The sequence below is a fragment of the Hymenobacter sp. genome (genome assembly GCF_036387835.1).
In the GTDB taxonomy this organism is placed as follows: domain Bacteria; phylum Bacteroidota; class Bacteroidia; order Cytophagales; family Hymenobacteraceae; genus Hymenobacter.
This window is the reverse complement of sequence record NZ_DASVSY010000048.1, coordinates 1-24486: the sequence shown is the minus strand read 5'-3', so window position 1 is coordinate 24486 and position 24486 is coordinate 1. Positions and strand designations below refer to the sequence as shown.

The 24486-nt window shown below is 57.5% G+C and carries 23 protein-coding genes; 3 read left to right on the top strand and 20 right to left on the bottom strand.

Translation table 11 applies throughout. The features are described from left to right. Positions 1-226: 226 nt before the first annotated feature. Positions 227-1657 carry a DUF5723 family protein gene (locus tag VF639_RS09755; protein WP_331145708.1) on the bottom strand — a complete coding sequence of 477 codons (1431 nt, stop codon included), beginning with the start codon at positions 1655-1657 and terminating at the stop codon, positions 227-229. 111 nt (positions 1658-1768) lie between these two features. On the opposite strand from VF639_RS09755, the gene meaB reads away from it, so the two are divergent. Next, positions 1769-2746, top strand: coding sequence for a methylmalonyl Co-A mutase-associated GTPase MeaB (gene meaB, locus VF639_RS09750; RefSeq protein WP_331145707.1), 978 nt, complete (start codon positions 1769-1771; stop codon positions 2744-2746). Positions 2747-2775: 29 nt separating this feature from the next. Here meaB and VF639_RS09745 read toward each other — a convergent pair whose 3' ends face one another. From VF639_RS09745 to VF639_RS09690, 12 genes are all read right to left on the bottom strand, one after another. Then, positions 2776-3168, bottom strand: coding sequence for a VOC family protein (locus VF639_RS09745; RefSeq protein ID WP_331145706.1), 393 nt, complete (start codon positions 3166-3168; stop codon positions 2776-2778). 116 nt (positions 3169-3284) lie between these two features. Further along, positions 3285-5852 (bottom strand): DUF5916 domain-containing protein, encoded by a 2568-nt coding sequence (locus tag VF639_RS09740; protein WP_331145705.1) that lies wholly within the window; start codon positions 5850-5852, stop codon positions 3285-3287. Positions 5853-6194: 342 nt separating this feature from the next. Beyond that, positions 6195-8813: a M56 family metallopeptidase gene (locus VF639_RS09735; RefSeq protein ID WP_331145704.1), complete on the bottom strand. Its 2619-nt coding sequence runs from the start codon at positions 8811-8813 to the stop codon at positions 6195-6197. A gap of 4 nt (positions 8814-8817) precedes the next feature. After that, on the bottom strand, positions 8818-9228 hold the full coding sequence (locus VF639_RS09730) for a BlaI/MecI/CopY family transcriptional regulator (protein ID WP_331145703.1): 411 nt from the start codon (positions 9226-9228) through the stop codon (positions 8818-8820). A gap of 309 nt (positions 9229-9537) precedes the next feature. After that, entirely contained in the window at positions 9538-10341 is an 804-nt protein-coding gene (locus VF639_RS09725; protein WP_331145702.1) for a DUF4097 family beta strand repeat-containing protein, read from the bottom strand. 123 nt (positions 10342-10464) lie between these two features. Continuing rightward, positions 10465-11184: a hypothetical protein gene (locus VF639_RS09720; protein ID WP_331145701.1), complete on the bottom strand. Its 720-nt coding sequence runs from the start codon at positions 11182-11184 to the stop codon at positions 10465-10467. 250 nt (positions 11185-11434) lie between these two features. After that, entirely contained in the window at positions 11435-12211 is a 777-nt protein-coding gene (locus VF639_RS09715) for a DUF4097 family beta strand repeat-containing protein (RefSeq protein WP_331145700.1), read from the bottom strand. Positions 12212-12339: 128 nt separating this feature from the next. Continuing rightward, positions 12340-13188: a HEAT repeat domain-containing protein gene (locus VF639_RS09710; RefSeq protein WP_331145699.1), complete on the bottom strand. Its 849-nt coding sequence runs from the start codon at positions 13186-13188 to the stop codon at positions 12340-12342. Positions 13189-13217: 29 nt separating this feature from the next. Beyond that, positions 13218-13769 carry an RNA polymerase sigma factor gene (locus tag VF639_RS09705; RefSeq protein ID WP_331145698.1) on the bottom strand — a complete coding sequence of 184 codons (552 nt, stop codon included), beginning with the start codon at positions 13767-13769 and terminating at the stop codon, positions 13218-13220. 509 nt (positions 13770-14278) lie between these two features. Next, positions 14279-14644: a dihydroneopterin aldolase gene (gene folB, locus VF639_RS09700; protein WP_331145697.1), complete on the bottom strand. Its 366-nt coding sequence runs from the start codon at positions 14642-14644 to the stop codon at positions 14279-14281. A gap of 146 nt (positions 14645-14790) precedes the next feature. Further along, positions 14791-15795, bottom strand: coding sequence for a DivIVA domain-containing protein (locus VF639_RS09695; protein ID WP_331145696.1), 1005 nt, complete (start codon positions 15793-15795; stop codon positions 14791-14793). A gap of 161 nt (positions 15796-15956) precedes the next feature. Further along, the gene (locus VF639_RS09690; protein WP_331145695.1) at positions 15957-16883 is read right to left on the bottom strand and encodes a WD40 repeat domain-containing protein; all 927 of its coding nucleotides are present in this window, start codon (positions 16881-16883) and stop codon (positions 15957-15959) included. A gap of 327 nt (positions 16884-17210) precedes the next feature. Between VF639_RS09690 and VF639_RS09685 the strand changes: the two genes are divergently transcribed. After that, on the top strand, positions 17211-17870 hold the full coding sequence (locus tag VF639_RS09685; RefSeq protein WP_331145694.1) for a 4'-phosphopantetheinyl transferase superfamily protein: 660 nt from the start codon (positions 17211-17213) through the stop codon (positions 17868-17870). 103 nt (positions 17871-17973) lie between these two features. Beyond that, entirely contained in the window at positions 17974-18582 is a 609-nt protein-coding gene (locus tag VF639_RS09680) for a redoxin domain-containing protein (protein WP_331145693.1), read from the top strand. 101 nt (positions 18583-18683) lie between these two features. Here VF639_RS09680 and VF639_RS09675 read toward each other — a convergent pair whose 3' ends face one another. The 7 genes from VF639_RS09675 to VF639_RS09645 all read right to left on the bottom strand — a co-directional run bounded on the left by VF639_RS09675 (position 18684) and on the right by VF639_RS09645 (position 24401). Further along, on the bottom strand, positions 18684-19556 hold the full coding sequence (locus tag VF639_RS09675; RefSeq protein ID WP_331145692.1) for a transglutaminase-like domain-containing protein: 873 nt from the start codon (positions 19554-19556) through the stop codon (positions 18684-18686). A 156-nt stretch (positions 19557-19712) separates the two neighbouring features. Next, positions 19713-20888, bottom strand: coding sequence for a hypothetical protein (locus tag VF639_RS09670; protein WP_331145691.1), 1176 nt, complete (start codon positions 20886-20888; stop codon positions 19713-19715). Between the two features lie 222 nt (positions 20889-21110). Then, entirely contained in the window at positions 21111-21578 is a 468-nt protein-coding gene (locus VF639_RS09665) for a hypothetical protein (protein WP_331145690.1), read from the bottom strand. Positions 21579-21690: 112 nt separating this feature from the next. After that, positions 21691-21873, bottom strand: coding sequence for a hypothetical protein (locus VF639_RS09660; RefSeq protein WP_331145689.1), 183 nt, complete (start codon positions 21871-21873; stop codon positions 21691-21693). Beyond that, positions 21866-22438, bottom strand: a complete 573-nt coding sequence (locus tag VF639_RS09655; RefSeq protein ID WP_331145688.1) for an ATPase — start codon at positions 22436-22438, stop codon at positions 21866-21868. Before VF639_RS09655 ends, VF639_RS09660 begins: the two co-directional genes overlap by 8 nt. Before the next feature lie 56 nt (positions 22439-22494). Then, entirely contained in the window at positions 22495-22755 is a 261-nt protein-coding gene (locus VF639_RS09650) for a hypothetical protein (protein WP_331145687.1), read from the bottom strand. A 17-nt stretch (positions 22756-22772) separates the two neighbouring features. Further along, positions 22773-24401, bottom strand: coding sequence for an acyl-CoA carboxylase subunit beta (locus VF639_RS09645; protein ID WP_331145686.1), 1629 nt, complete (start codon positions 24399-24401; stop codon positions 22773-22775). Positions 24402-24486: the final 85 nt, after the last annotated feature.

The window sequence follows — 24486 nt, the reverse complement described above, 5'->3', positions numbered from 1 at the left end:
ACCCTATATATATAGCTTTACAATACCTACTTTTAGGTATTTTTTGCCTCCCCAACCTTATCCGGCTGGCCTTTGACTAAACTGACAGAAACGGAAAAGCCGACTGCCCTCACGGCAGCCGGCTTTTCTGTGCTATAGAATTAACTCCTCAGCCGTTGCTAGTTCCGCCCGCCGTAGGCTGTAGCGCGAAGCCTCTGGAACAACCTAAATCATTCAAACAGACCTGCTACTGCGTCTTGCCGCCAAACTTGAAGCGCAAGAAGCCAGCGGCTACTGATATGTAGGGATTTTTATCAGCCAACAGGCCCGTAATGTCGCGGGTGCTGATGCCGCCTTCGTAGATGCTGGTTGAAACGGTGATTCCCAACGGAATGCCTACGCCATACCCCGCCCCACCCGACACGCCGCTGCTGAGGCGCAGCCAGCTCAGGGGCTTATAGTCTAGCCCGGCCCCAACGAAAGGCGACGTCAGGTTGCCGGCAACAGTGTTCAGCGGCAGCGTTACGTCGAGGCCGGTTTCAAAAAACTCACTGATGCGGAAGCCTGCTCCGGCCCGCAGTTTGGTAGGCAGGTTGGCTTTGCGGTTTTGGCCGGTCTGGTACTGAAACAGGCTATCGGTGCCGGAGGCAAAGATTTCGGCGGCTTCTTTAAAGAAGTCGTAGCTCCCGACGCCGGCGGACTTGAGGCGCTTCAGCTTCTGGTCGGTGGCCGTGAGCAGATTGCCTTCCCAGGTCATGCTGCCGATGTCGGTGACGGCCATGCCCAGGCGCAGCGCCTTCCCCGCTTCCGCCGACACGCCCAGATCGAAGCCGTTGCCCTTGCCTACGGGCTGCAAGCCGTTGGTGCGGGCTTCAAAGTTGAAGTCTGGATTGGAAGTCAGATTGCCGTAGTTGATATCGAAAACCGCTGACAGCGAGCTGTAGGCCTGCAAGTCGCCGGGTTTCACGCGCACATCAATGATGCCCACGCCCTGAATATAGCGGTAACCCGCCCCCGCCGACAGTTGGAACAACGGCAGATCAACCAGCCGCCGGCCCCAGGCAATATTGAACTCATTGAGCGCCGTAAACTGCAGCTGCGAGCCATCCAAAGCCTCCGACACCAGCGGAATATTACTGGCACTGGCCGACGCATAGATGGGCGCATCCTTGCCCAGAAACAGCAGCTCCGCCGCGTTTTTATTGAGTTCCACATGCCCCACGGACCGCAACCGGTTGCTGATGGCAATGCCGCCTATGGCGGGTATCTGCACGGCCAGCCCGAGGGTGGTTGCGTCGGCACTCAGGTTGAGGGCATTATCGGAAGTGAAGCCGCGGGCCAGCTCCTGCTTCTCGGCGGGCATTAGCTCGTCGTTGGTATTGTAAATGAACTTGCGCAGCTGGTCGCGCGTGAGCGAGCGGGAGCCAATTCCTGCTCCTACTTCGCCAATCGTAAACGCTATCCGGGCTCCGCCTGGCCGGCCTAGGTTGGCCGGGTTAACGCCGATGGCCTGGTAATCGGTGGCGAAGGTGGTGGCCACGCCGCCGCGGCCGGTGGCTGTGAAGTTGCTTAGCTCGTTTTGGGCTTGCAAGGAGAGCGTAGTTCCTAACAGTGAGGCAGCCAGAAAGAAAAAGCGAATCATGTTCACGGCACCGGGCATTTGCGTAGAGTTGGGCATTGCAGAAGAACAACCGATTTCATCAAATGTACTATATGGGCTAGTTTGCACGCGCAATACGCTGGCACCAAAGTTTTATTGCCCACCAGAGCCTCCCTGTTTTCCGTCTTGATGGCCAAGCGCTTCTCCGTTTCCGAATACACCGACGGCGTCCTGAGCGGCAACCGCGTCATACTGAGCCGCGCCATCACGCTCGTGGAAAGCACGCTGCCCACCGACCAAGCACTAGCCCAGCAAGTGCTCGACGCCGTGCTGCCGCACGCCGGCCGCTCGGTGCGGGTAGGCATTACGGGGGTGCCAGGCGTAGGCAAAAGCACATTCATTGAAGCGTTAGGCCTGCATCTGGTAGACACCCAGGGCCACCGGCTGGCCGTGCTGGCCGTCGACCCCTCCAGCCAACGCAGCGGCGGCAGCATCCTCGGCGACAAAACCCGCATGAACCTGCTGGCCGCGCACCCGCAGGCCTTCATCCGCCCCTCCCCCGCCGGCCGCAGCCTCGGCGGCGTTACGCGAGCCACGCGCGAGGCCATGGCCCTCTGCGAAGCTGCCGGCCACGATGTGGTATTCGTGGAAACAGTGGGAGTTGGCCAAAGTGAAACCGCCGTGCACGGCATGGTCGACTTTTTCCTGCTGCTGATGCTGGCCGGCGCCGGCGACGAGCTGCAAGGCATCAAGAAAGGCATCATGGAAATGGCCGATGCCATCACCATCACCAAAGCCGACGGCGACAATGAAACCGCTTCCCGCCGCGCCCGCCGCGAATATCAAAACGCGCTGCACCTCTTCCCGCTGGCTCCAAGCGCTTGGGCACCCGTTGTCACCACCAGTTCGGCCCTGACCGGCATGGGCGTGCCCGAGGTGTGGGCCCTGGTAGAGCAATACGTGCAGCAAACCCAAGCCAGCGGCTACTTCCAGCGCCGCCGCCAAGAGCAAAACCTGCACTGGCTCCACGAAACCATCCGCGAAACCTTAGAAACCCGCTTTTTCGCCCGCCCCGAAATTCAACAGCAGCTACCCACCGTGCAGCAGCGCGTACTACAAGGCCAGCAATCCGCCTTCAGCGCCGCCGCCGAACTATTGGGGCTGTAGCGCGGAAGCCACAGGAAATCCGTTCCGCGCTACGTGCGTGGCGGGCCTAGCAAGTCCCACTTGTTGCCGTACAAATCCTGAAACACGGCCACGCTGCCGTAGCTCTCGTGCCGGGGCTCTTCCAGAAACCGGACGCCCCGTGCCTGCATAGCAGCGTGGTCGGTGGCAAAGTCGGTGGTGTGCAGGAACAGGAAGACCCGGCCGCCTGCTTGGTTACCGATTTGCTGGGCTTGCTCCTCGGTGGCCGCTTGGGCCAGTAGCAACCGAGTGCCCGCCTCACCGGGCGCTACTACCACCCAACGTTTGCCCCCGCCTTGGTCGGTATCTTCCAGCAGCTGAAAGCCTAACACGTTCACGTAATACGTTAGCGCTTCGTCGTAGTCGCGGACGAGCAGGGTAAGGGCTCCGATGGTTTGGCTCATGCGGTGCGTTGTAATATAGCACGGGCTTGAGCCCGTAGCCTCCGTTGTTGGGAGGCTGGCGCAAGATAGTGTAAGGCAATGGGAGCTACGGGCTCAAGCCCGTGCTGCGCGGCACATTAGCCCTTTTTCGGCCGCAGGGCCAAGTAGTCAAGGTAGTAGAGCACCTTGATGGACACCGAGTTGTTGTGCGGGGTGTTGATGGTGTTGCTGAGGTTGTTGAAATAGAGTGGCGTGGCCTCGTTGCCGGAGCGGTAGTCGTAGTCGGGGTTGTTGGCGTTTTTCCAGACGATGCTGATCTGCGAGCCGGGCGCGAACCACCACGAATACACTGCGTCGATGTTGAAGGCGTTGTACGTGTTGTCGCGGTTGCGGCGGTAGTCTACTAGCTCCTCGTTGCCGCCGGGCGTGAGGCTGGCGAAGTCTTGATAGCGCACGTTGCTGGTATAGTGCCGCGTCCGGAACGTGAACGACATCCGGTTCGAGAAGGTATAGGCCATCGACAGCACGTTGGAAATCGTAACCACATTGCGACGCCCCAAAATCACCTGGCCAATAAAGTCTTGGTCGAGCGGCTCGCCTTCGTCCATGCCGCCGTTTACGTAGCCAATCTGGTTGTGCTTGTAATCCCACTCGAGGCTGTAGCGGAAGTTGAGCTTGTTGTTGACGCGGTAGCGCGGCGATAGGGCCAAGCCGTAGCCCAAGCGGCGCGGCCGGAGCAGGCGGTCGTCTTCCGCATAACTGCGTATCCCACCGTTCGCCTCCCAGGCTAGTTTCTTGCGGGAATCCGTATACAGGAAGCCACCGAGGTTGACGCTACCGGGCACCCGCACGTAATACTCGCCTAGCGGAAACACCCGCGGCTCATAAAAGTCGTTTCTCGTCGGGTCGATGTTCAGGTTGAACCCCGTAGTGACGAAGCTCTTGGTGAACGTGGTTTGGGCGCCGCCCGCAACACTGATGTTCTGGTAGCGCGTGGGGCGGTAGAGCAGCGAATGGCTGACTTCGCTCCAGGTGTATAAATTGTTCACCCTCCAGAATGGCTTGTACTTGTTGTAGTTCATGTACACGCTCTGCGTGATGTTGTTGTTGCCGAACAAGATGCCCAGGTCATTGGGGTTGTAGTGGTCGGATTCGATGCCGTGGTTGAAGCCCCAGGTAAATGCCCCGCTGATTTTACCGAAGCCAATCTTGTACTTGTAGCCGTTCTGGTCGTCAATCTGGTCGTCCGAGCCAAACACGTTGCCGCGGCGACGCGAGTACACGAGGCGGCCATCCAGCGCGTAAGAGTTCTTCTTGTTGGCGAAGCGAAACAGCCCGCCCGTTACGTTGGCATCGTAGGCGCTGCCCGCACGCGTGACGTTGGTATTGATAAGGCTGACGTACGAGTTGTTTTTCAAACTCTGGTCGAGCACCGCAATGTTGTAGTTGCTGAACGGCTGCGTTTTCACCGACCGTTCTTCGCCAGTTTCGGTGTTGCGAATAGTGGCGTACACATCGTTGCTGACGGCGTTGAAGAGCCCGATACCCAACCCTTTGCTGGTCCGGCCCGATATTTTGGTGGCGTTGAGCAGGCGCGTTTCGGCCGGGTTTTTCACCAGCTTCTCGTTTTCGCCCACGGCCACATCGTAGAAGCCAATGGGCGTGGCGCCCACCCGGCGCGAGTAAAACAGGTTGCCTTTGTTGAAGAGCTCGGTACCCTCAGTGAAGAACTGGCGGTTTTCGTTGAACTGCACCTCGAACGGCGACAGGTTAAGCACTTGGTTGTCGCTCTGCACTTGCCCAAAGTCGGGTACCAGCGTGGCGTCCAGGGTAAAGCTTTCGTTGATGCCCCACTTGATGTCGGCGCCGCCGTTGAAGCTGGTGGTGGTGCGGCGCGTGCCTTCTGCATTCAGCGGGTTGTGGTTTACGTAGCTCGAAACGTAGGGCGTGAGCGAGAGGCGCAGCGGCGGCTTGATGTCGCGCACGCCCTTCAACTCGCCCCACTGGTTCACGAAGCCATCCACGGCGGGTCGCACTTCGTTCCAGAAGAAATCCTGGTTTTCGCGCTTGCGCCGCCGCATAAAGTTGAGGCCCCACAACTGCTCGGTGGCGGCGCTGAACCGAATGGCCGAGTATGGAATACGTATTTCGGTTACCCAATCGGTGCCTTTGAGAGACGTGCGCGAATCCCATACGGCATTCCAGGCAAAGTCTTCGCCACTGGCCGGCGAGTAGCGGCAGTCCATCTGCACCCCGCCCGTGGTTACAAAAAAGCCGTAGCCGTTGAGCTTGTCGTGGTAGGTATCGAGCTGGACGCTAAAGAAGTCGGTGTTGCCAAAGTCGTCGCGCGCCGTCAGCTCCCGCGCAATGGAATCGGCATGCACGTCGTGCATGATGGCCCCGATATACAGGTTTGCGTCGTCGTAGAGAATGCGGACTTCGGTGGGATGCTTCTCGTGCAGGCCGGGGTTAGGGCGGTACTGAGTGAAGTCGGTGGCAATGGGTGCCTGCTGCCAAACGGCCTCATCGAGTTGGCCATCGAGCTTGATGCTCTCGGTGATGCGCACGGCTTGCAGCTGACGCTTGGGCGCCGGCACTTTTGCATCGGTCGATGCGTCGGCCTTGGCGGCCGGCTGCTGCGCAACGGCGAAATTGACCAGCAGCAGGCTGCTCAGTGAAAAAATAAAGACATAGCAATGGCGCATCACGACAGAATGGCGAGATATGAGTGTTTCAAAAAAAGATTTTTCTAAGCCAACCCTTAATGGTTGGCACCAGAAATCAAAAACCAAATGGCGGCTACTACGGCGCCCCTATAAAGTACTGCTAGCATTCGATGCCATAGATGCAGCCAGCGCCGCAACCGTTGCCTTACCCAGCTATTTGTTGTTGAAATAGGCGCCTAACTTTTGCAGAGTAAGCCCAGGCGCAAGCATACACTGCCGTTAATTGAATTGGTTACAAGAATTTTCAGATTTTATCAGGCACGCTGCTCCGCCAAGAAAAATAAAGCCGGCCGCTGTTGCAGCAGCGACCGGCACGGCGATTCACTCACTCACCGATATGTTGATAGTTGTTGATGATTTGCTGTTTTTCGATTCGGTGGAATGACCTAGCAGCTTCCGGTACTTGTCGGCTAATGCCTCGGGCCGCTTGGCGCCATTCACGGTCAGGCCACTGCTGTTAAGCTGAAGCGAGAACCCCTTGGCATCCTTATCGATCAGACCATCCTGCCGCAGCTGCTCCCGAATTCGGTCGGAATCAACTTGAGGTGGGCGGGGAGCTATTGGCGCACGAGGGGGCCGGGGAGTCATTGGAACGCGGGGCGTTGCGGGAGTGCGCGGCACTGCTGGTACCCGGGCCAAAGCCGGCGTGCGTGGCATTGCAGGAGCCGGTGGCGCCGGAGGGGGCGGCATGTCGCTGTAGGCCGTTATTGAGTTGCTGTTGCTCTGCTCCTGAATGTTCATGGAGCCCGTAGCACTCATTTTACGCCCCGTGCGGTTTTCGTACAGCTTCAGGTACTTGTCCCGCATCGCATCCGACTGCTTGTTGCCGTTGGCCGACATGCTCTTCTGGCTCAGCGAGAAGCTGAAGTTGTTCGGGTCCCGAATCAAGTTGTCCTTCGTCAGCTCGGTGGTTAGAGCCTTATGCCAAGCGGCCTGCTCCTTCTCGCGCTTCGCCTGCTCTTTGTCGCGGCGGGCCTGCTCCACATCGCGCCGCGACTGCTCTATGTCGCGGTGGGCTTGTTCCCGGTCGCGTTGCGCCTGCTCCCGGTCGCGTTGCGCCTGCTCTTGGTCGCGGCGAGCTTCTTCTTGGTCTTCTTTGATTTGCTGTACCTCTTCAAGGTGCGTTTCACGCAATTCCTGAAGATTTTCCTCTATCTCCTGCCGCTGATCCTCGCTTATATTTTCCTTGATCAGCTGCTCTTTCAGCAACTTTTCTTTGATTTCGAACGACTGCAATGACTTGGTATAGTCGTTCAAACTGGTTTGCATTGCCGTGCTGGCTTCTGTCAGAGCAAGTTTTGACAACTCTTGGGCATCGGCAGCACTCGGCGATTGACCGGCTAGCGCCGCGGCGGCCATGCGGGTTGAAAGCAGCGCCATTTGGCCGGCCTGGCTTTGCGGGCCGTTGGCGTTAGCCTTAGTGGCGGCTTCCGCTTTTTCGGTTTTAGCTAGTGCTTCGCGGTAGGTGGGCAGCTCAGCGGCAGGCACCTTTTTGCCATCTACGTACACCTCGGAAATAGCACCACTCTCGTCTTTCACTACCACCGTCAGGCCCTTGATTTCGTTGAGGCGAGCCTTGCCCGACTTGGTAAGCAGCTTGGGGTTAGTTTGGGCGTACACCACCACGGTATCGTCCAGCAGCTTGTCTTCACCCGGCTCGTAGGCAGTCGTTTCCGCTTCACTTACTTGCTGCGTATCGGCTACGCTTTCGGGCGCATCTTCCACTACAACCTCTTCAGCAGACTCAGTTTGTGGTTCGGTGGCGGTGTTCTTCGCAACGGAAGCAGTTGAGTGACTAAATGAGGCGGCACTCAACGACAGCACGGTGCTCATGGTAAGCAAGCCTACGCTCAACAACACCACACAAGCCGCCCAAAAACCATCGGAAAAAGTGGGCGCGGCCGCACGGTGCTGCACCAGCCGGCGTACCCGGTTCAGCAAAGAACCCGGCTGCCCGGCGGCTGCCATGGCCAATTGCGGCGTGCGGGCTGTGGGCGCATGCTGCAAAGCGGCCAGCGAAGCCAGGGCCTGCGCCAGCACCAGAGAATCGCCGCACAGTTCGGTGGCAATGTCGTCGCAGCAGTTTTCGCGCTCGGTCCGCAAGCAATTCGACAGGAACCACACGGCCGGATGGTAAAAGAAAAGGATTTCGGCCACCGATTGCAGCAAATTGAACAGATAGTCGCGGCGCATGACGTGGGCCAGCTCGTGGGCCAGAATAGCTTCCAGCTCTCCGCCCGACAAGCCCGAGGCGGCACTGATAGGCAGTAGCACCACCGGTTTCAGCCAGCCTATCACCAACGGGCCAGGTACCAGCCCGGAAGCCAGAATCTGCACGGGGCGGCGCAAGTTGGTACGGGCCGCCAGCGCGTCGAGGCGTGTTTGCCACTGTTCGGGTAGGGCTGCCACCCGGTAGCGCCGGAGCCGCTGCACGTAGGCCAAGCCGCCCAAAAAGCGTAGCGTCATCCCGAGCATGCCAAGCAGCCAAGCCACCACCAAGAACGGCATATTGCGCTCCAGGTAGATTTGACCCTCCGTGAGCAGCTGTTGCAAGCGGCTAGGCACTTCCAGTGGTACTGCTTTAGCAGAAACCGTCCGTACCGCTTCGGCTGGTGCCAACGCCTGGTTGTCTGTCGGGTCAACAGCTTCTACTGTTGACCTGGCTATTACCGTAACGGGTGCTTTGGTTAGGCCGGTTACGCTACTGGTAGTGTTGAAGCTGTAGTAGTAATACCCGAACGTGAGGCCGCTCAGGGCCAGCAGCGTAACGAGGGCGGCAGCCGCTACGCGGTAGCGCAGGGCGGCGGCGTGGCGGTGCAGCAGCATAAGCAGCGTGGCGGCCGTTAGGGCTACCAGGGCGCCTTGCCAAACCGAGTGCAGCAGGGTCCAACCCAAAGCGCGAATCAGCGCCGGCGACCCAAATTGTTCAAGCAGGCTCATCGTTTTAAGATTTAGGGTTGGAGTTGCCGTTACGCTGTTCTTCGATCTGGTTGAGCAGGCTCCGAATCTGCGCCAGCTCGTCGGCCGAAGTTGGGTGATTACCAAGGGCCTGCATTACCATTTTCATGGCCGAGCCGCCGAAGGCAGAATCTACGAATCGGTCGAGCAGCAGCCCCTGCGTTTCTTCCTCTCGCACTGCGGCCCGGTAGATGTGGGTTTTGGTGTCGTCTTCGCGCAGCACCAGGCCCTTGTCGAGCATGAGCTGGAGCAGCTTGAGCGTAGTGGTGTAGCCCACCTCGCGCCGCTGGTTGAGCTGGTCGTTGGCAAACCGAACCGTGCTTGGGCCATGCTGCCACAGCACCTGGAGTATCTCCAGTTCCGATTCGGTGGGTTTTGGAATTGGGGTCTTGCTCATCTTATCGCCTTTATTTAGTACTACGAATTAGTTCGTACATCAAACATATACGAAACATGTCGTAGATACAAATATAATATACGAAATCTTTCGTGAAGGCGGAAGAGCCTCACTCTCCTCTTCAGAGAGGCGAACTAATTTACTAGCCCTGGTGGCCTCACCCCTAGCCCCTCTCCCGCGGAGAGGGAACTAGCTCTAGCAAAGTCGTCAGGATTCCCTTGTCTTCGGGGGATGAGGCCACTAGAGTTAGAGCTAGCAGCTGGTCTCCCCGTTCGCGCCTCCAGCGAACCAAGAACTAAGAGTGAGGTCCTACTCGGCGCGCCGTAGGCTGATGCCGCCGTTGGTAGTTACCACTGATACGAGGGGGCCACCCTGGCCTAGCTTGGTATCGAGCCCACGGCCAATTTTACCGGTGACGGTAATAGGGTAATCGGCGCTGAAGCCGCCGTGCACGGTTTGGGTTTTCAGTTGGGCCGAGTACGACTCGGGAATGCGCCAGGTGATACCGCCGTTGGTGGTGGTTACGTCCAGGCCTTTGCCTTCCCACTTGTTGCCGGTCAGGCGCACTTGCACGCCGCCGTTTTCGGTGGTGCCACGCACATCTCCGCCTAAGCCAGCCAGGGAAATACCGCCATTGACTGCCTTGAATGTGATGGGCGCCTGCACGCCCTCAATGCTGATACCGCCGTTGTGGGTGGTCAAGGCCAGTGCCGTTTTGCGGGGCACAAACACCTCGTAGCTCACCGCCCAATTGTCTTCGTCGGAGCCTGCTTCAGCTTTCAGCTCGTTGCCACTGCTCTTGATTTGCACGGCTTTCACTTTCTCTTGGGCCGCCGCGGCCGAGGTGCCCCAACTCTGCACCCGCGCCCGCACCCGAACATCAGTTCCATCCCATCCCCGAATCGAAATACCTCCATTTTGGCGGCCGTCTATGGTTAAGGTTTGGCCGGCAGCAGGGGCGGCCAAGGTCAAGTCACGGGTTTCGCAAAAGTTCTGGCGCCGGTTATCCGACCAATTGTCTTCGCAAGTAGACTTGAATACCGGGGCGGACGTTTGAGCAGCCGCTTGCAGAGCCAAGAGGGCCAGCAAGCCGGAAGTAAGTAATGCTTTCATGTTCAGTTCGCGCTTTATGGTGGAAATGAAGGAATTTGAATTCTGATACACTACTGCCGTAGCAGCATCAAGCAAGCTTCTTGCGCAAGTCAGCGCGGTACAGGCAGGCCCTCGACCTGTCACCTATTGCTTAGGCTTGCGGAAGAAGACGTCGCCGCTGATGGACTCCAGCTTGAGCAGCGGGCCATTGCCGCTGGCTAGGGCGCCGCGCAGCTGGTAGCCTACTATGGGGTTCTCTTTACGGTTCTCGAAGGCAACCTCCTGGTCGGTGTAAACTTCGCCACTGATGGTTTTTAGCGCTACTTCGGCGCCCTTCGCTGGCGGCCAGCTCACGTCCACAAAGCCACTGATAGACTTGGCTTCCAGCGCCCCCGTCAGGCCCACCACGTCGATGTTGCCGCTGATGGTGTTCACGCGCACATTAGCTCCGGCGGGCAGCGTGATTTCGTAGTTGATTTCGGTGCACACGGGCGCTCGGTTGCCGTTGCGGCCGTCGGTCCAGGAGCCGTAATAGGTGGTATTGCCGTTGGTAGGACAGTCGCCGGGCTGCGCGGCTTCCAGGGCTTTTTTATCTAAATCTGAGGTTACCGTTACGCCGCCATCCGTTTCGCTTAGCGACAATAGCAGCGCGTCGTTGAGCTTGTTCTGGTTGATGCTGACCGTGGCCTTCAGGTGCATTTGGTTGTCGGTAGCCGGCCGAATCCGGATGGTATTGGCATGTTTCAAATTTAATACCACCTGCTTGCCCGCCGATACAGCGGCGTTTTTCTCGATGACTTTCTGAGCAGAAGCAGAGCCGGCAATCAATCCGACAAACAAGAGAGTAAACAGAAACCGATGCATGATGAAGCGTTTAAAAGGATGGGGATTCGAAAGCATGACCAGCAGGAAGGTCCGTCATGCTAATCGTTGTTATAGTGGCTCTCATGCCTGATCTGGCGTCCGCATGTGGCGGAGCCAGGAACCGGAGGCGAAGTCGAAGCATCTCGCTAGTGTGATAAAGCCAGTTGCTACTCCTGCGTCAGCATGCCAGATGCTTCGACTACGCAGACGCCAAATCAAGCAGGACGTTCTTCTGGTTTCAGCCAGGTGCTTACTTGGCTTTGCGCACGAAAATGTCGCCGCTGATGGTTTTGAGGGACAGGGTGGGGCCGCCGCCGTTGATGTTGCCGCTAACCGTCTGCCCTCCTACCCGACTCAGGTTGTCGGGGCCTTTGCCTAGGTTGAGGTCGAAGTCGGTGTAGATTTCGCCGGAGATAGAGCGCAGCGCTAGGTTGGCTTTGCTGGCAGAAGGCATGGTCACGTCCAGGTCGCCGCTGACCAAGGAGATGGAACTCGGCTCGGCGCGCATTCCGCTGAAGCGAACTTTAACGTCGCCGCTTACGCTGTTGGCTACCACCGGGCCCGAAACGTTCAGCAGCTCCATATCGCCGCTTTTCAGGGTGGCCTCAATGCTGCCCTCCACGTCCCGAATCGTTAAGTCGCCGCTATTCCAGTTCGTTTCGGTGAACACCACAGCGGTGCGGCGCGGCACCCGGATGGTGTAGGCAGCATCGCGGCGCGAGGCTTTCACCACGCGGATGGTGTTGCCGGTGCCCGGTTTCACCGACAGCCCGAGCTGGGTGTTGTCTTCGGCTTGATTGTAGAGGGGCCGCAGGCCTTGCGCTTGTTTGGGCGGGGCTTCGTACCCATTGCCGCGGATTATTAGCTCGTCGCCGTCGTAGCCTTCCACGGTTATGTCGCTGCCTTGCATTTCCAGCACTAGTTTACGGTCTTGGCGGCCGTTGAATTTCGTTTTGAACTCTTGCGCCTGCAGACTAAGGCTGGTCGTGAGCAAAGTACAAAAGGTGAGGACTAAGGTCTTTTTCATGAGTTGAGAACGGTAAGTCAGGGGAGGAAGAGAGGGGTTGTTCCGGCACTCCGTACGCTAGGCGCGGGTATAAGCTGAGTGCACATCCGGATGTATTCTCAGGCTTGCCGTGCGGCCACGAACAACCTTTAAATGAGCTGGCCTAGGCCACTAGCCGCTTGCTGACGCACAGCGGGCAGCGCATTCGGCTGCCGCGACAACCGCTCCAGGGTAGGCACGGCCCGCTTGTCGCGCAGGGCTACCAGCAGCTCAATCAGGGTGATTTGCACGTTGGGGTCGGTTTGGTTGGGCAAGGCTTGTACCAGGGCCGGGCCTACTCGTGGGTCGGCGCGGAGGGTATAGAGAGCTTCGCAAGCGGCTAGCCGCACATTGGGGTTGGGGTCGGCATTCAGGGTGTTGATGAGCACTTGCACGGCCGGGTCGCCGGGCTGCACCACGGCAGGCGCTTCAGTCACCATCTGAATGCGGTTGCTGGCAGTGGCGGGCTGGCTGCTAGCGGTCGTGAGGTGAGCGGCCAGCGTTTCGCCGGGGTCCGCCTGGCGGGCGGCCAGCTCTGGTGAGCCGGCAGGGCGTAGTAGCAGCCCCAATAAGGCCCCTACGGCTAACAGGGCAATGCTGGCGGCTATCCGGAGCCAGCGGGCGGTAGGCGTCGGGGCCCAAAAGGCTACCACTTTCGCTTCGGCCGGCGCCTCTGGCTGCGCAGCAGCGGCTTGGGGAAGGGCCATTTTCTCTTCGGCCAGCTGGGCCAGAAAGTTGTCGCGTAGGGCCAGCGGGGGCATAGCAAGCACTTGATCGTCTATGCAGGCCAGCAGTTCCCGCAGTTCCCGCAGATGGGTTTGGCATGCGGGGCAGGCCGGCAAGTGAGTTTCCACCTGCGCCTTTTCCTCGGCCGTCAGGTCTTGCTCGGCGTAGCCTGCCAGCAAGGGGGCAATGGCCTCGCAGTTGGTGAATGGTTGATTTTCCAAGGACTCGTTCATGATATGGTTTCGGGTTGGGGCCCGCGTTTTTAACTGAAGTAAATTTTGCGCAACGCTTCCAGGGCACGGTGGGCTTTCACCCGGGCCGCCCCGGCCGTGCAACCCAACATCCCCCCTATTTCGCTGTAGTCGAACCCTTGAAAGCGATGTAGCACCAAGACTTCGCGTTGCTCGGCCGGCAATAGGTTGAGGGCTTCCTGCAAGGCCTGCTTCTGGTCAACGGCTTGGCAGTCGGCCTGCGCAATACGGCTGTGGTTAGCGGTGCGCTCCACACAGTCGATGTCGGTAGTGGGCTGTTGGCGGCGGTTTTTCTGCCAGTGGTCGGCGTGTACGTGGCGGGCCAGCTGGTAGAGCCAGGCCCGCACCGGTTGGCCGGGTTGATAGCTGGCCCGGTACTTTAAGGCCCGGTAAAACACGTTCTGCGTAAGGTCTTGCCCGACTTCCGCATCGCCGCCACTCAACCGACACAGAAAGCCAAACAGCGGCCCTTGGTAGCGCTCAAACAACGGCACCATCTGGTCCAGGTTGTCGGCCTTCACCTGAGCCATCAGCTCTTCGTCGCTTGTAGCAACTACCTGCATTCTAAGGGGAGAAAGAAGCGTGAATGATTGATTTTGCACCGATTACCGGCGGCAAGGCTATTCGTTACAAGGGGTATCATTTATTTTTTCCAAGACAGGAAAACAGCTTTCCTGAAACTACTATGTCCTGTCTGCTAAACGCAGAAAAACCAGCCGTTAGAAGCTGGTTTTTCTGCGTTTAACCTTGATTATGTTGGCATTATGTTATTGATCTTGCTCATTTAGCAATGGTCGCCCGTCCTGCAGAGGCGCAGCCGAAGCATCTCGCTCGGGTGGTAGTTAATTAGTGGTATCACAACGCCAGCACGCGAAATGCTTCGATAAGCGGACGCCAGATCAAGCAGGACAGCAAAGTAGCCTAGCGACTACTCATTTCACAAATCATATATGCGGTATGTAGAGACGCGATACTTCGCATCTTTACCTTGATATGTTCTAGGCGAGTCGTTCAACGACGAGACGCGAAGTGTCGCGTCTCTACACCGTTCAGGAAATGCCTTAATGATGCTTCAATCAGTGCTGCGCTGCCGGTCCAGGGTTACGCGGGCGCGGTGGCAAATACCTCCTAAGGGGGGGTTGAACTTCGAGACGCTGACCTGCACCGATTCGATATAGGGGAACTCCTCCATCACTCTATCAATTACGCGGTAGCCTAAATGCTCCAGGAGCCGTGCCGGGGCTAGCATTTCCTCGCGTACCACGCGGTAGAGTATTTCGTAGTTCACCGTTTCGTGCAGCCGGTCGGAGGCGCCGGCCGCGTGTAGGTCGGTTGTGATGTAGAGGTCAACGCCGTACTTGTTCCCGATTTTCTGCTCCTCGTCGTAGTAGCCGTGGAACGCGAAAAACTCCATTCCTTCCAGTGCAATCTGGCCCATGCGGTGAAATTATGAGATTGTGAATAGTGACGTAGCAGGCTTGCGCACCGCGCTGCAAAGCAACAAAAAAGCCTGCCTCGAAAGGCAGGCTTTTCATGGTCGGGCTTGCATAGTAGACCATACAACAAGCTGGACTACATTCTTGCTTATATCTCGCCGAAAAAAGACTTTTCGGTTGGTGCCACGGCCGCCATGCCGGGGTGCCGGGCGGGCTCGGGCTGCCCGATTTCGGGGTGGCTCGGACCGATAGGTTGAATATCGGGCGCAGTAGGCTCGACGTAGGGCTCCGTAGGCTGCGGCACCGTGGAAGGCTCGGGCTGGTAGATGCGGGAAGGATCTACGCGGCCAGGGTTTTCGCTTGGCGAAGGATACGGCTGAATATCGGGGCCGGGCGTTTGGGCTGGGGCGCCAGGATCGGGCTGTTGGCCGGGCTTGGGGTTGTAAGCTTGGGGCTCAGGGCGAGCGGAAGAACTGCTGTAGGAAGCAACTGAACCACCGGCTACAGCGGCGGCAGAAGAAGTGGCGGAGGAGCTAACGTGCATGGGAGCATCGGATGGCGCTGAGTGGTCTGCAGCATCTACCCGATTTACCTTTACGCTAGCTGCGCGGGAAAGGATGGCCGCCGTACTGGCTTTCGGCTGCGCCCGGGCCTTTTCAACTTTCGCCAAAGCATCGGAAGCCAAGTGGTGCAGGTCGCGCACGAGGCCGTCGAGATGGGCCTCCAGGCGCTGGCACTCCTGGCCGAGGCTGCTGACTTCCTTCTTCATTTCCGCAACGGTCTTTTCCGACTGCTGATAGGCATCTTCTACCACGGCGCGGGCTTTCTGGCGGGCGTCGGCCAGCAGTTGCTCGGCTTTGAGTTGGGCTTCCCGAATGCGCAGTTCGGCGTCGCGCGTGGCTTGCTCGGTGATGCTGTTGCCGGTGTCTTCGGCGGTTTTGAGGGTACGGTAAAGGCTGGTTTCCACCTCGCGCATCTTGCTGACGTCTTGGGTGGCGTGGTCGAGCTTCACGCGCAACTCGCGGTTTTCGTCGCCCATTCGCTCCCACTGCTGCGAAAGGGTAAGCAGAAACGCTTGTACTTCGTCTTTATCAAGCCCACGAAAAGCTTTTTCAAAAGTTTTCTGGCGGATGTCGAGGGCGGTGATTTTCATTGTTGAGGAGCTAGGAGATAGGCGCTAGAAGTTAGGAGCCAAGGATAAGGTGCTAGTTAAGAGAGTACGGAACAAGGAGCACAGTTTCTAGAAGCAATTAGCTGCTCCTTGTATAGTACTACCACCTCCTATCTTCTAGCTCCTGACTCCTAGCTTCTTCTTCAAGACAGCTGCCAAACGGCTAAGCTGCGGTCGTCGCTACACGAAACTAGCCGATTCTGCCTTCCCGGCCAAAATAACTTGTTTACGGAGGTTCCGTGCCCAGCGTGCCGCGCCCGGTCGACTACGCGCAACAAGGCCAGCGTCTCGGCATCCCATAGCTTAATGCTTTTATCCATGCTGCAGGTAGCTAGCAGCAAGCCATCCGGCGAAAACGCCAGGTGGTTGATGGTAAACAGATGGGCCACAATGCTGCGGTGCTCGGTATAGCCGGCCGCTACGTCCCACACGCGCAGGTGAGCATCGCGCCCCGCCGCGAGCAGGTAGCGGCCATCGGGCGAGTAGGCGGCCGTAAAAACGGAGTTGGTGCTGCCCCCGAGGGTATGTTTCACGGCCAGCGTATCGGCGTCCAGAATGCGGATAAGCCAGTCGGAGCCGCCTACGGCCAGCTCGCCCCGCCCCTCGTGCAGCGTCAGGCAGCGCAAGCTCTTATCCGATAGACGCAGCAAGGTTTCCACCCGGAAATCGTCGGCCCGCAACACGGCTAGCGTACCGTCGCCGAGGGCAACATAGAGGCGCTGCCGGGCTTCGGAATACACCATATCGAAGATGGCAACAGGCGGCAATGCGGTGGCAAAGGCCAGCTTTTTCTCGGCCAAGGCAATGGCTTGCACGCCCTGGAAATTGTGGCCGAGCACTAGCAGGTTGCGCTGCGGCAGGTGCAGCAGGGCGTACACCGAGTTTTCCACCTTCGCTACCAGTTCCCCATCCTGTTCCGCTGCTTCCGCATTCCACACGGCCACCATGCCATCGGCCCCGCTGGAATAGAAATTGGCGCCGCCCGGTGTACCAGCCAAGGTGTACACACAGTCGCGGTGCCCGGTGAGGGCGGCGAGTTTTTGAACTTCGGGACGGTGCGCAAGAGCCATGGCGCGAAGTTAGGTTCTCCTTGTCATTGCAAGGGAATATAGGCTATGGCTGAAAGTTTTAGTTTGTCCTGCTTGATCTGCCGTCCGCATGTGGCGCCTCAGGCAGGGTGCGCAGCCAAAGTCGAAGCATGACGATCTAGAGTAGTATATGCTTTGGCAACGTCAGCATGCGAGATGCGTCGTGGCCTCAGCATGACGTCTTCATTTCTATATACTTCTGGCTGATAGGCAGTCCCGGACAAAGGCAGCCGTGCAACGCTGCGCGAAGCGCAGGCTTCGCGCTACAGCCTACGGATCATCCTCCCGAAGCAAGTTACCTTCGTGCTCATGCCCTTACACTCCCTCACTCCTCTTGCCGACCATCTTGTGCTAGGCTTGTGGCAACTCGAAGAATCTGCCGACGCTTTGCTGACCGCGCTGCCCGAGCCGCAGCAGTATGCTGCCTTACAGCCAATGGGGCGCGACGAGACGCGGACCACCCAATGGTTGGCCGGCCGGGCATTGGCGCACGCAGTGTTGCGGGAGTTTACAGCGTCGTCAGCAATTTTGATTAATGACGATAACGGCCGGCCATTCTTCGGGCAATTGCCTGCATTCGCCGTTTCTTTGTCACATTCCGGCCAGTGGGTGGCCTGCGTGGTGGCTACTCAAGGACAGGTTGGCACAGATGTTGAACTAGTTCGCGACAAAGCGCAAAAGTTGGCGCCGCGGTTTCTATCGGAAGCCGAACGGGCCGACGCCGGCGACGAGTCAGCGAAGCACAGTCTCTATTGGAGTGCCAAAGAGACGATCTACAAGCTGCATAGTCGCCGGGGCCTGGTGTTTAAAGAGCAGATTCTGCTCGACCCGTTCAAGCTGCGGGAGGCCGGTGTACTGACGGGACACCTGCTCCTAGAAAACTCCCGCAGCAAACACCAAATCCACTACCAGCGCCTCACTCCCGATTACGTGTTAACTTACGCACACAGTGAAATTGTGAAGTGGTGATAGTATGAGTTTGACGTTCCATTTTCTGTTCTAGAGCATCAAACCCATAAGGTATCCAAAGATCAAGCGCACCATTTCACCACTTCACAATTTCAACTCTTTTATGTCCTTTCGCCGAGTTTCTATAATTGCTGCTGCGGCTCTGCTGTTTTGTACGGTAGCTGTAGGTGTGGCCCGCGCACAGGGCGACCGTACCGTTAGCGACTTCAGCTTGAAGAACGGCGCCAACGCAGAGGTAGCTCTACGCAGCTATGCCAGCAAAAAAGCGGTGGTAGTTGTATTCGTCAATCCGAACTGTGCTTTCACGCGGTTGTACCAAGCGCGCCTCTCGGCCCTGAGTTCACAATACAGCGACAATGGGGTGCAGTTTCTGTTCATCGAAGCGCCCATCAACCTCGATGCCAGCGCCGATGCCGGCGATGCGGAAAAGCTGAAAGTGAAAACCAACGGCGCTGACTTCCCCATGCTCAGCGACGAAGGCCAGAAAGTAAGCACCTTACTCGGCGCCACCAAAACGCCGGAAGCGGTAGTGCTTCAGCCAGTCGGTAACGGCTTTGCCGTGCGCTACAAAGGTGCCATCGACGACAACCCGCAAATGGAAGGTTACGCCAAGGAGCACTACCTGCAGCAAGCCCTCGACAACCTGCTGGCCGGCCGCCCCGCCGGTGTCCCCGACAAACGTGCCGCTGGCTGCCTAATCAAGCGCAACTAAGGTTTAGACCTACGCAAAACATAAGAAAAGCCCTTGATCAGCTAGCTGATCAAGGGCTTTTTCACTTCCAAGCTGGAGAAAAGTATGAAAGAGCAGTCTTTTTACTCTTCTTCCTGCGGCGCATCCGTGGTAGACTGCTCTTCGGTGAGAATGGCCAGCAGCTTGTTTACTTCGGCGGCTTTGGCAGGCTCCTGTAGCTTCTCGAAGCTTAGTTGCAGGTTGCGCAAGGCCCGGCGCACAATGTCGATGTGCGAGCAAGGCTCGTAGAAAATATCGTTGGGCGTGAGGTTGAGCTGCGCCACATAATGTTCGATGTCGGTGCGCGAGAGTACGAGGCCGCGGTTGTAGCAGTTGATGTAGAATGGCTCCACGTCGAGGTCATCGAGGCGGTAGGTGAGCACGAATAGGTTGGGCAAGTTCACGCCGTAGATGGGCAGGTTGAGCCGCTGTGCCACCAGCAGGTAGATTACGCAGAGCGTGAGCGGGTTGCCACGCCGGGTTTCCAGTACCCGCTGCAGCATGGAGTTGGCCGGGGAATGGAAGTTTTGGGTGTTGGCGGCAAACTTATGCATCTTGAATAGCACGTAGTTGAGGGCCTGCACCTGGTCGGCGGGATGCATTTCGGGCTTGAGCAGTGTCCAGACCTCGAAGCGCAGCTGCTCAATGGCACGGTTGAGCACCTGCAAATCGGCATCAGGGTACTGGTACGAATTCAGCAGCCACATACCCTCAATCAGGTTTTCGCTGCCCGAGTCGCGCCATACCCGCAGGCGCTGCTGCAAGCCCTCGAACTGTAATCTATGAATTAGGTCTTCCAGTCGCTGCTGCTGCTGCGAGTCAAGCGTTTCTTCCCACGATTCTTCCAGAAACGGAATCAGGCTTTCCCCGAGCGTTTGAATCTTCTCCTGAATCTGCGGCGCGACTTCGGGGTCGTCGAGCAGCGAGATAAGCGCCTTAATTTCTTTGTTGGTCATGTAGCAATAAGGGGTGCCCGTAGGCAGAAGCGGCCGTAAGTAACAAATAAAGCACCCGACACGGTATCTCCGCTGCCAGCTGCCAAGAAGGAACAGCACCCAAGGGGTGGATTGTTCAATTTAAATAGGTTTACGATATATCAGCCGCCCACCGCGCTACAAACCTAGGATAACAGGACCGGAACCTGCTTTCGGAATTCGATACTCTTTCAGAAACATCTTCAGAGCAGCCGGATCTTGCTCGAAGGCTAGCACCTCGGCTGCCAGCTGCTTGACCTTGGCTTCCAACTGCTTTTTCTGCTGCTGGTAGTCGTAGTCGAGCATGGTGGAGCTGGTGAGCATATACCACGGCTGCCCGGTGAAGGCCGACAACTCCACCTGTTCGTCGTGCAGCACCTCGTCCAGCTCACGGGCCTGCTCGCGCAGGAGCTTGTTGTAGTAGCGGAGCTGGTCTTCGGCCAGGTTTTCGAGGTGGCTCTGGTCGATGCGCTGTAATTCTACCTGCAGGCGCAGCAGGGTCAGCAGCTCGTTGGCTTCGTAGGCCGTAGTTACGCGCTTGAGCAGCTCGGTTTTGCGGGCTTTTTCCGCTTCGTCGGGCTCCCGGTCAGGGTGTAGGGCTTTCACCAGGTCCATGTAGAGCGAGCGGACGGCCTTGGTGATGCTTTTCTCTTCGGCCTGCTCCTTTTCTTCAGCAGCCTGCTGTTTCGGGCTTTTGCGGCGCGTGCCGCGGCGTGCAGCCTTTTCCGCTTCCTGTTCGGCAAACCGACTTTCCTCCTCGGCCATCTGCTGGTCCACGTAGGCCTGAAACTTCTCAGGCGTACTCACGTCGGCTGCCGGGTCGAACTCGATGCCGAACTGCTGCGTAAAGAGCTGCTTCATAGCTTCGGCGGTTTGCCGGTCGGCTTCGGCATTGGCGGCTTCCGCCTGGACAACTTCCTCGGGACTTAAGGGTGGGTCATACTTATCGAAGATAGGTTCTAAGTCGGCATAGCCCCGGTCGAGCAGGTCGTAGCAGCCATGCACAATCAGGTCCACTATCTTATTGCGCTCGGTTTTGGTGAGCTTATGGGTGTCGTATGCGCGGTCGAGCAAACGGACCATGGCAGCGCGCTGGTCGTTGTGCTGCTGTTGCAGGGGGCGGTACTCGTTTTGCACTTGCTGCCGCAGCCGCGTAGCCGCCTCCCGGAAATTGGCTACGGTTTTTTCCTGCCTGGCAATGCGCTTGGTCAGGCGGTTAAACTCTTTCTGGGCCTTGGAAAGCGGCGTGTTATCGGTGCCGGGTGATTGAATATGGACGAGCTGAGACGCGGACGTGGCAGGTTTTTTGGCCATGTTGCACAAAGACGGATAAGTCAGACCATTTACTATACGGGTGTTTCAGGGCTCATGGCCAACGAAATAAAGGGCTTTCAGCACAGCCCGTATGGCTGATAAAGAGCGCTAAACTTCAACTCGGTTAATAGGCAAATCAGTATCTGACTTGAATAAGGTTTTGATGGCGCAATACCCCTGGTTTTCTTGGCGTGCCCCGAACCAGCGTTTGATTTCGGCAGTCTAACCCAACAAGCCGGTTATTCCCTTCACGTTCAGCCGCGCAAACTTCTTCACCCGCTCAAACCTGGCGGCCACTGCTTCCAGCTCTTCATCTTCGGGCAGCTTGGTTGGCACGTGCGTGTTCAGCATCTCGAATACAGAAGCAGCAATGTCCATGTAGCCGAGCAGCAGCAGATACAGCTGCTTTTTCTGGTCCTCGGAGTAGCCTTTGGTTCGAATGGCTTTCACCAGCGTATCCAGTTGCGCGGTTTCGTCGGTGTGCAGGTCGCGCAGGGCAGCGCGGGCTTTTCCGTAGTCATCCTGCTGCTCCTGAGTGGCCGTATGCAAGGCAAACGGAAAAGCCTCCACGAAGGAAGTGGAGGCTAAAAACGTTTTCTCGGCTTCGTAAACGGCTGTCAGGTGCTTCTGCAAGCTGGTCCACAGGCCCGTCCGGGCTTTTTCGAAAGCTGCGGTATTTGGTTCGGTCACGTTCGGTTCGGGTCAGGATAGGTGGCAAAGGTAAGCAGCCAAGCCTCTCCAAATGCCAACAGCCCGCCGTACCATGTGGTGCGAGTAGGCTGGAGAAGCACTGAAACCCGATTTAGGCGGCGGCTTGTGCGGCGGGTGGTAGCTCATCCGGCGCTACTTCCACCACCTGTCCGTCGCGCACAATGACCACGGGCGTTTGCTTGTAGCGTTTGAAGGCCAGCATGTTTTCAGAGGCAACAAGTAAGCCTTTGCGCACTTGCTGGTGAATATGATTGATCTGTTGCTCTTTATTCATGATAAGTAGTGCTTAAGCGCTGCCAAATTTCCGCATTTACGATGAAAGTATTATCAGTAATACCCTGGGCTACTACTTCGCCAAGTTTTCCAGTATTGTTTATGAACACCCAGCTATCCACAACGAAGCGGTAGCGAGTAAAGAAATACCGCAGCCCCATCTCATACCGCCTTCTGATTACGTCTTCCGGGATGTTGTGCCCGCCTTCCTGCACTCGAATCCGGACCCGTTGCACGGCCGCTTCCGGGGTGCTGAGCCAGAAAAAGAATAGGTGCACAGTATAGCCCTTCGCTTGGGCTTTCCGAATGAAGGCAAGGTAGTGCCGCGTAGCCAGCGTGGTTTCCAGCGCGAAGGTTTCGCCGGCCGTTAACAGTTCCTGAAGCCGCGCCAGCATCAGCCGCCCAGCCTGCACGCTCACGGTTTCGGGCTGAAACGGCGAAAGACCCCGCGCAATTTCATCGGCATTGACGAACTCCCAGCAGTTTAGTAGTTCCGGCAGCAACGTGTAAGCGGCCGTAGTTTTGCCCGCGCCATTGCAGCCCGCCAAGAGGTAGAGGTTTTTCATTTTCGATTATCCACTCTCAAATAATCATGAGGATTAGCCAATTGAAGCATCTCTTCTCATTTGGATAAGGTAATAGCAGTTTCTTTCGTCACATCATCGTAAATTATCCACTCTCCAGTTTGTTGGGATAGTTGCTTTAGCTGTTTAATAGTTGATTCGCTAATGAACTCCCAACCGTATCTGGCTGGTCCATTGAGTACGATATGCCACAACGCGTACTCTAAACCTTCCATCCAACCCGCTGCCCACGCTTCTTCAGAGATTTGACTCATTAAATCATGGAGAGCCTTCTGCTGTTTATTCAGGTTTTTATACATCGTTGGTCATTTTATCTTCACACCTGAATCACGCCCACATTATACGCCTTCTCAATCGGTGCATGATTGGCCATGGATATTCCCTGCGAAATGACCTTGCGGGTTTCTAGTGGGTCAATAATAGCATCTACCCACAACCTGGCCGCGGCGTAGTAGGGCGAGAGTTGTTCTTCGTAGCGGACTTTGATGCGGTCCAGCAGTTCCTTTTCAGCTTCGGGCGTGATGACTTCGCCTTTGGCTTTGAGTGAGGCTACCTGAATCTGGAGGAGGGTGTTGGCGGCGGCGCCGCCGCTCATGACGGCCAGTTGGGCGGTGGGCCAGGCCACAATCAGGCGCGGGTCGTAGGCTTTGCCGCACATGGCGTAGTTGCCGGCTCCGTAGCTGTTGCCTACGATGACCGTGAACTTGGGCACCACTGAGTTGCTCATGGCATTCACCATCTTGGCGCCGTCCTTGATAATGCCGCCGTGCTCACTCGCGCTGCCAACCATAAAGCCCGATACATCGTGCAGGAACACCAGCGGAATGCGCTTCTGGTTGCAGTTCATGATGAAGCGCGCCGCCTTGTCGGCCGAGTCGGAGTAGATAACGCCGCCCATCTGCATGGCGCCCTTCTTGGTCTTCACGATTTTGCGCTGATTGGCCACGATGCCCACGGCCCACCCCTCAATGCGCGCCAGCCCGCAGATGAGCGTTTGGCCATACAGGTCCTTGTAGGGCTCGAACTCGGAATCATCAATCAGCCGCCGAATGATGTCCATCATGTCGTAGGGCTTCACCCGGTCGGCGGGCAGCAGGCCGTAGATTTCCTCGGGCTTCTCTTTGGGCGGCGCGGGAGCTTTGCGCGAGAAACCAGCGGTGGCGTGCCCGCCCATCTTGTCGAAGATATTGCGGACGTGGTCGAGGCACTCCTCGTCGTTGGCAAACTTATAGTCCGTGACGCCCGAAATTTCGGAATGCGTGGTTGCGCCGCCCAGCGTTTCATTGTCGATAGTTTCGCCGATGGCCGACTTCACTAAGTACGAGCCCGCCAGAAACACCGAGCCGGTGCCGTCCACAATCATGGCCTCATCACTCATAATGGGCAAATACGCCCCACCCGCCACGCACGGCCCCATGATAGCCGCCAGCTGCACGATGCCCATGCCACTCATCACGGCGTTGTTGCGGAAGATGCGGCCGAAGTGCTCTTTATCGGGAAATATTTCGTCCTGCATGGGCAGGTATACCCCCGCCGAGTCGACGAGATAGATGATGGGCAGCTTGTTTTCAATGCTGATTTCCTGGGCCCGCAGGTTCTTTTTGGCTGTAATCGGAAACCAGGCACCTGCCTTCACGGTGGCATCGTTGGCCACCACCACGCACTGCCGGCCCTGCACGTACCCAATCACTACCACCACGCCGCCGCCCGGGCAGCCGCCTTCCTCCTGGTACATCCCCTCCCCCGCAAACGCTCCTATTTCAACGGTTTGCGCACCCTTGTCGAGCAGATACGCTATCCGCTCCCGCGCCGTGAGCTTGCCCTTGGCTTTGTGAGCGGCAATCCGCTTCTCGCCACCGCCAAGCTGTACTTTCTTTAAGCGCTGGCTGAGCTGGAAATTAAGTTGTTTGAGGAGGTCTTCGTTTTTGTTGAAATCGAGGTTCATGTGGGTGGGATAGAGCTGGTGAAGTTGTGAAGTTGTGAAATTGTGTGTTTTATGTTGTAGTCGAATGCGCAAGCAGTACGTCAAA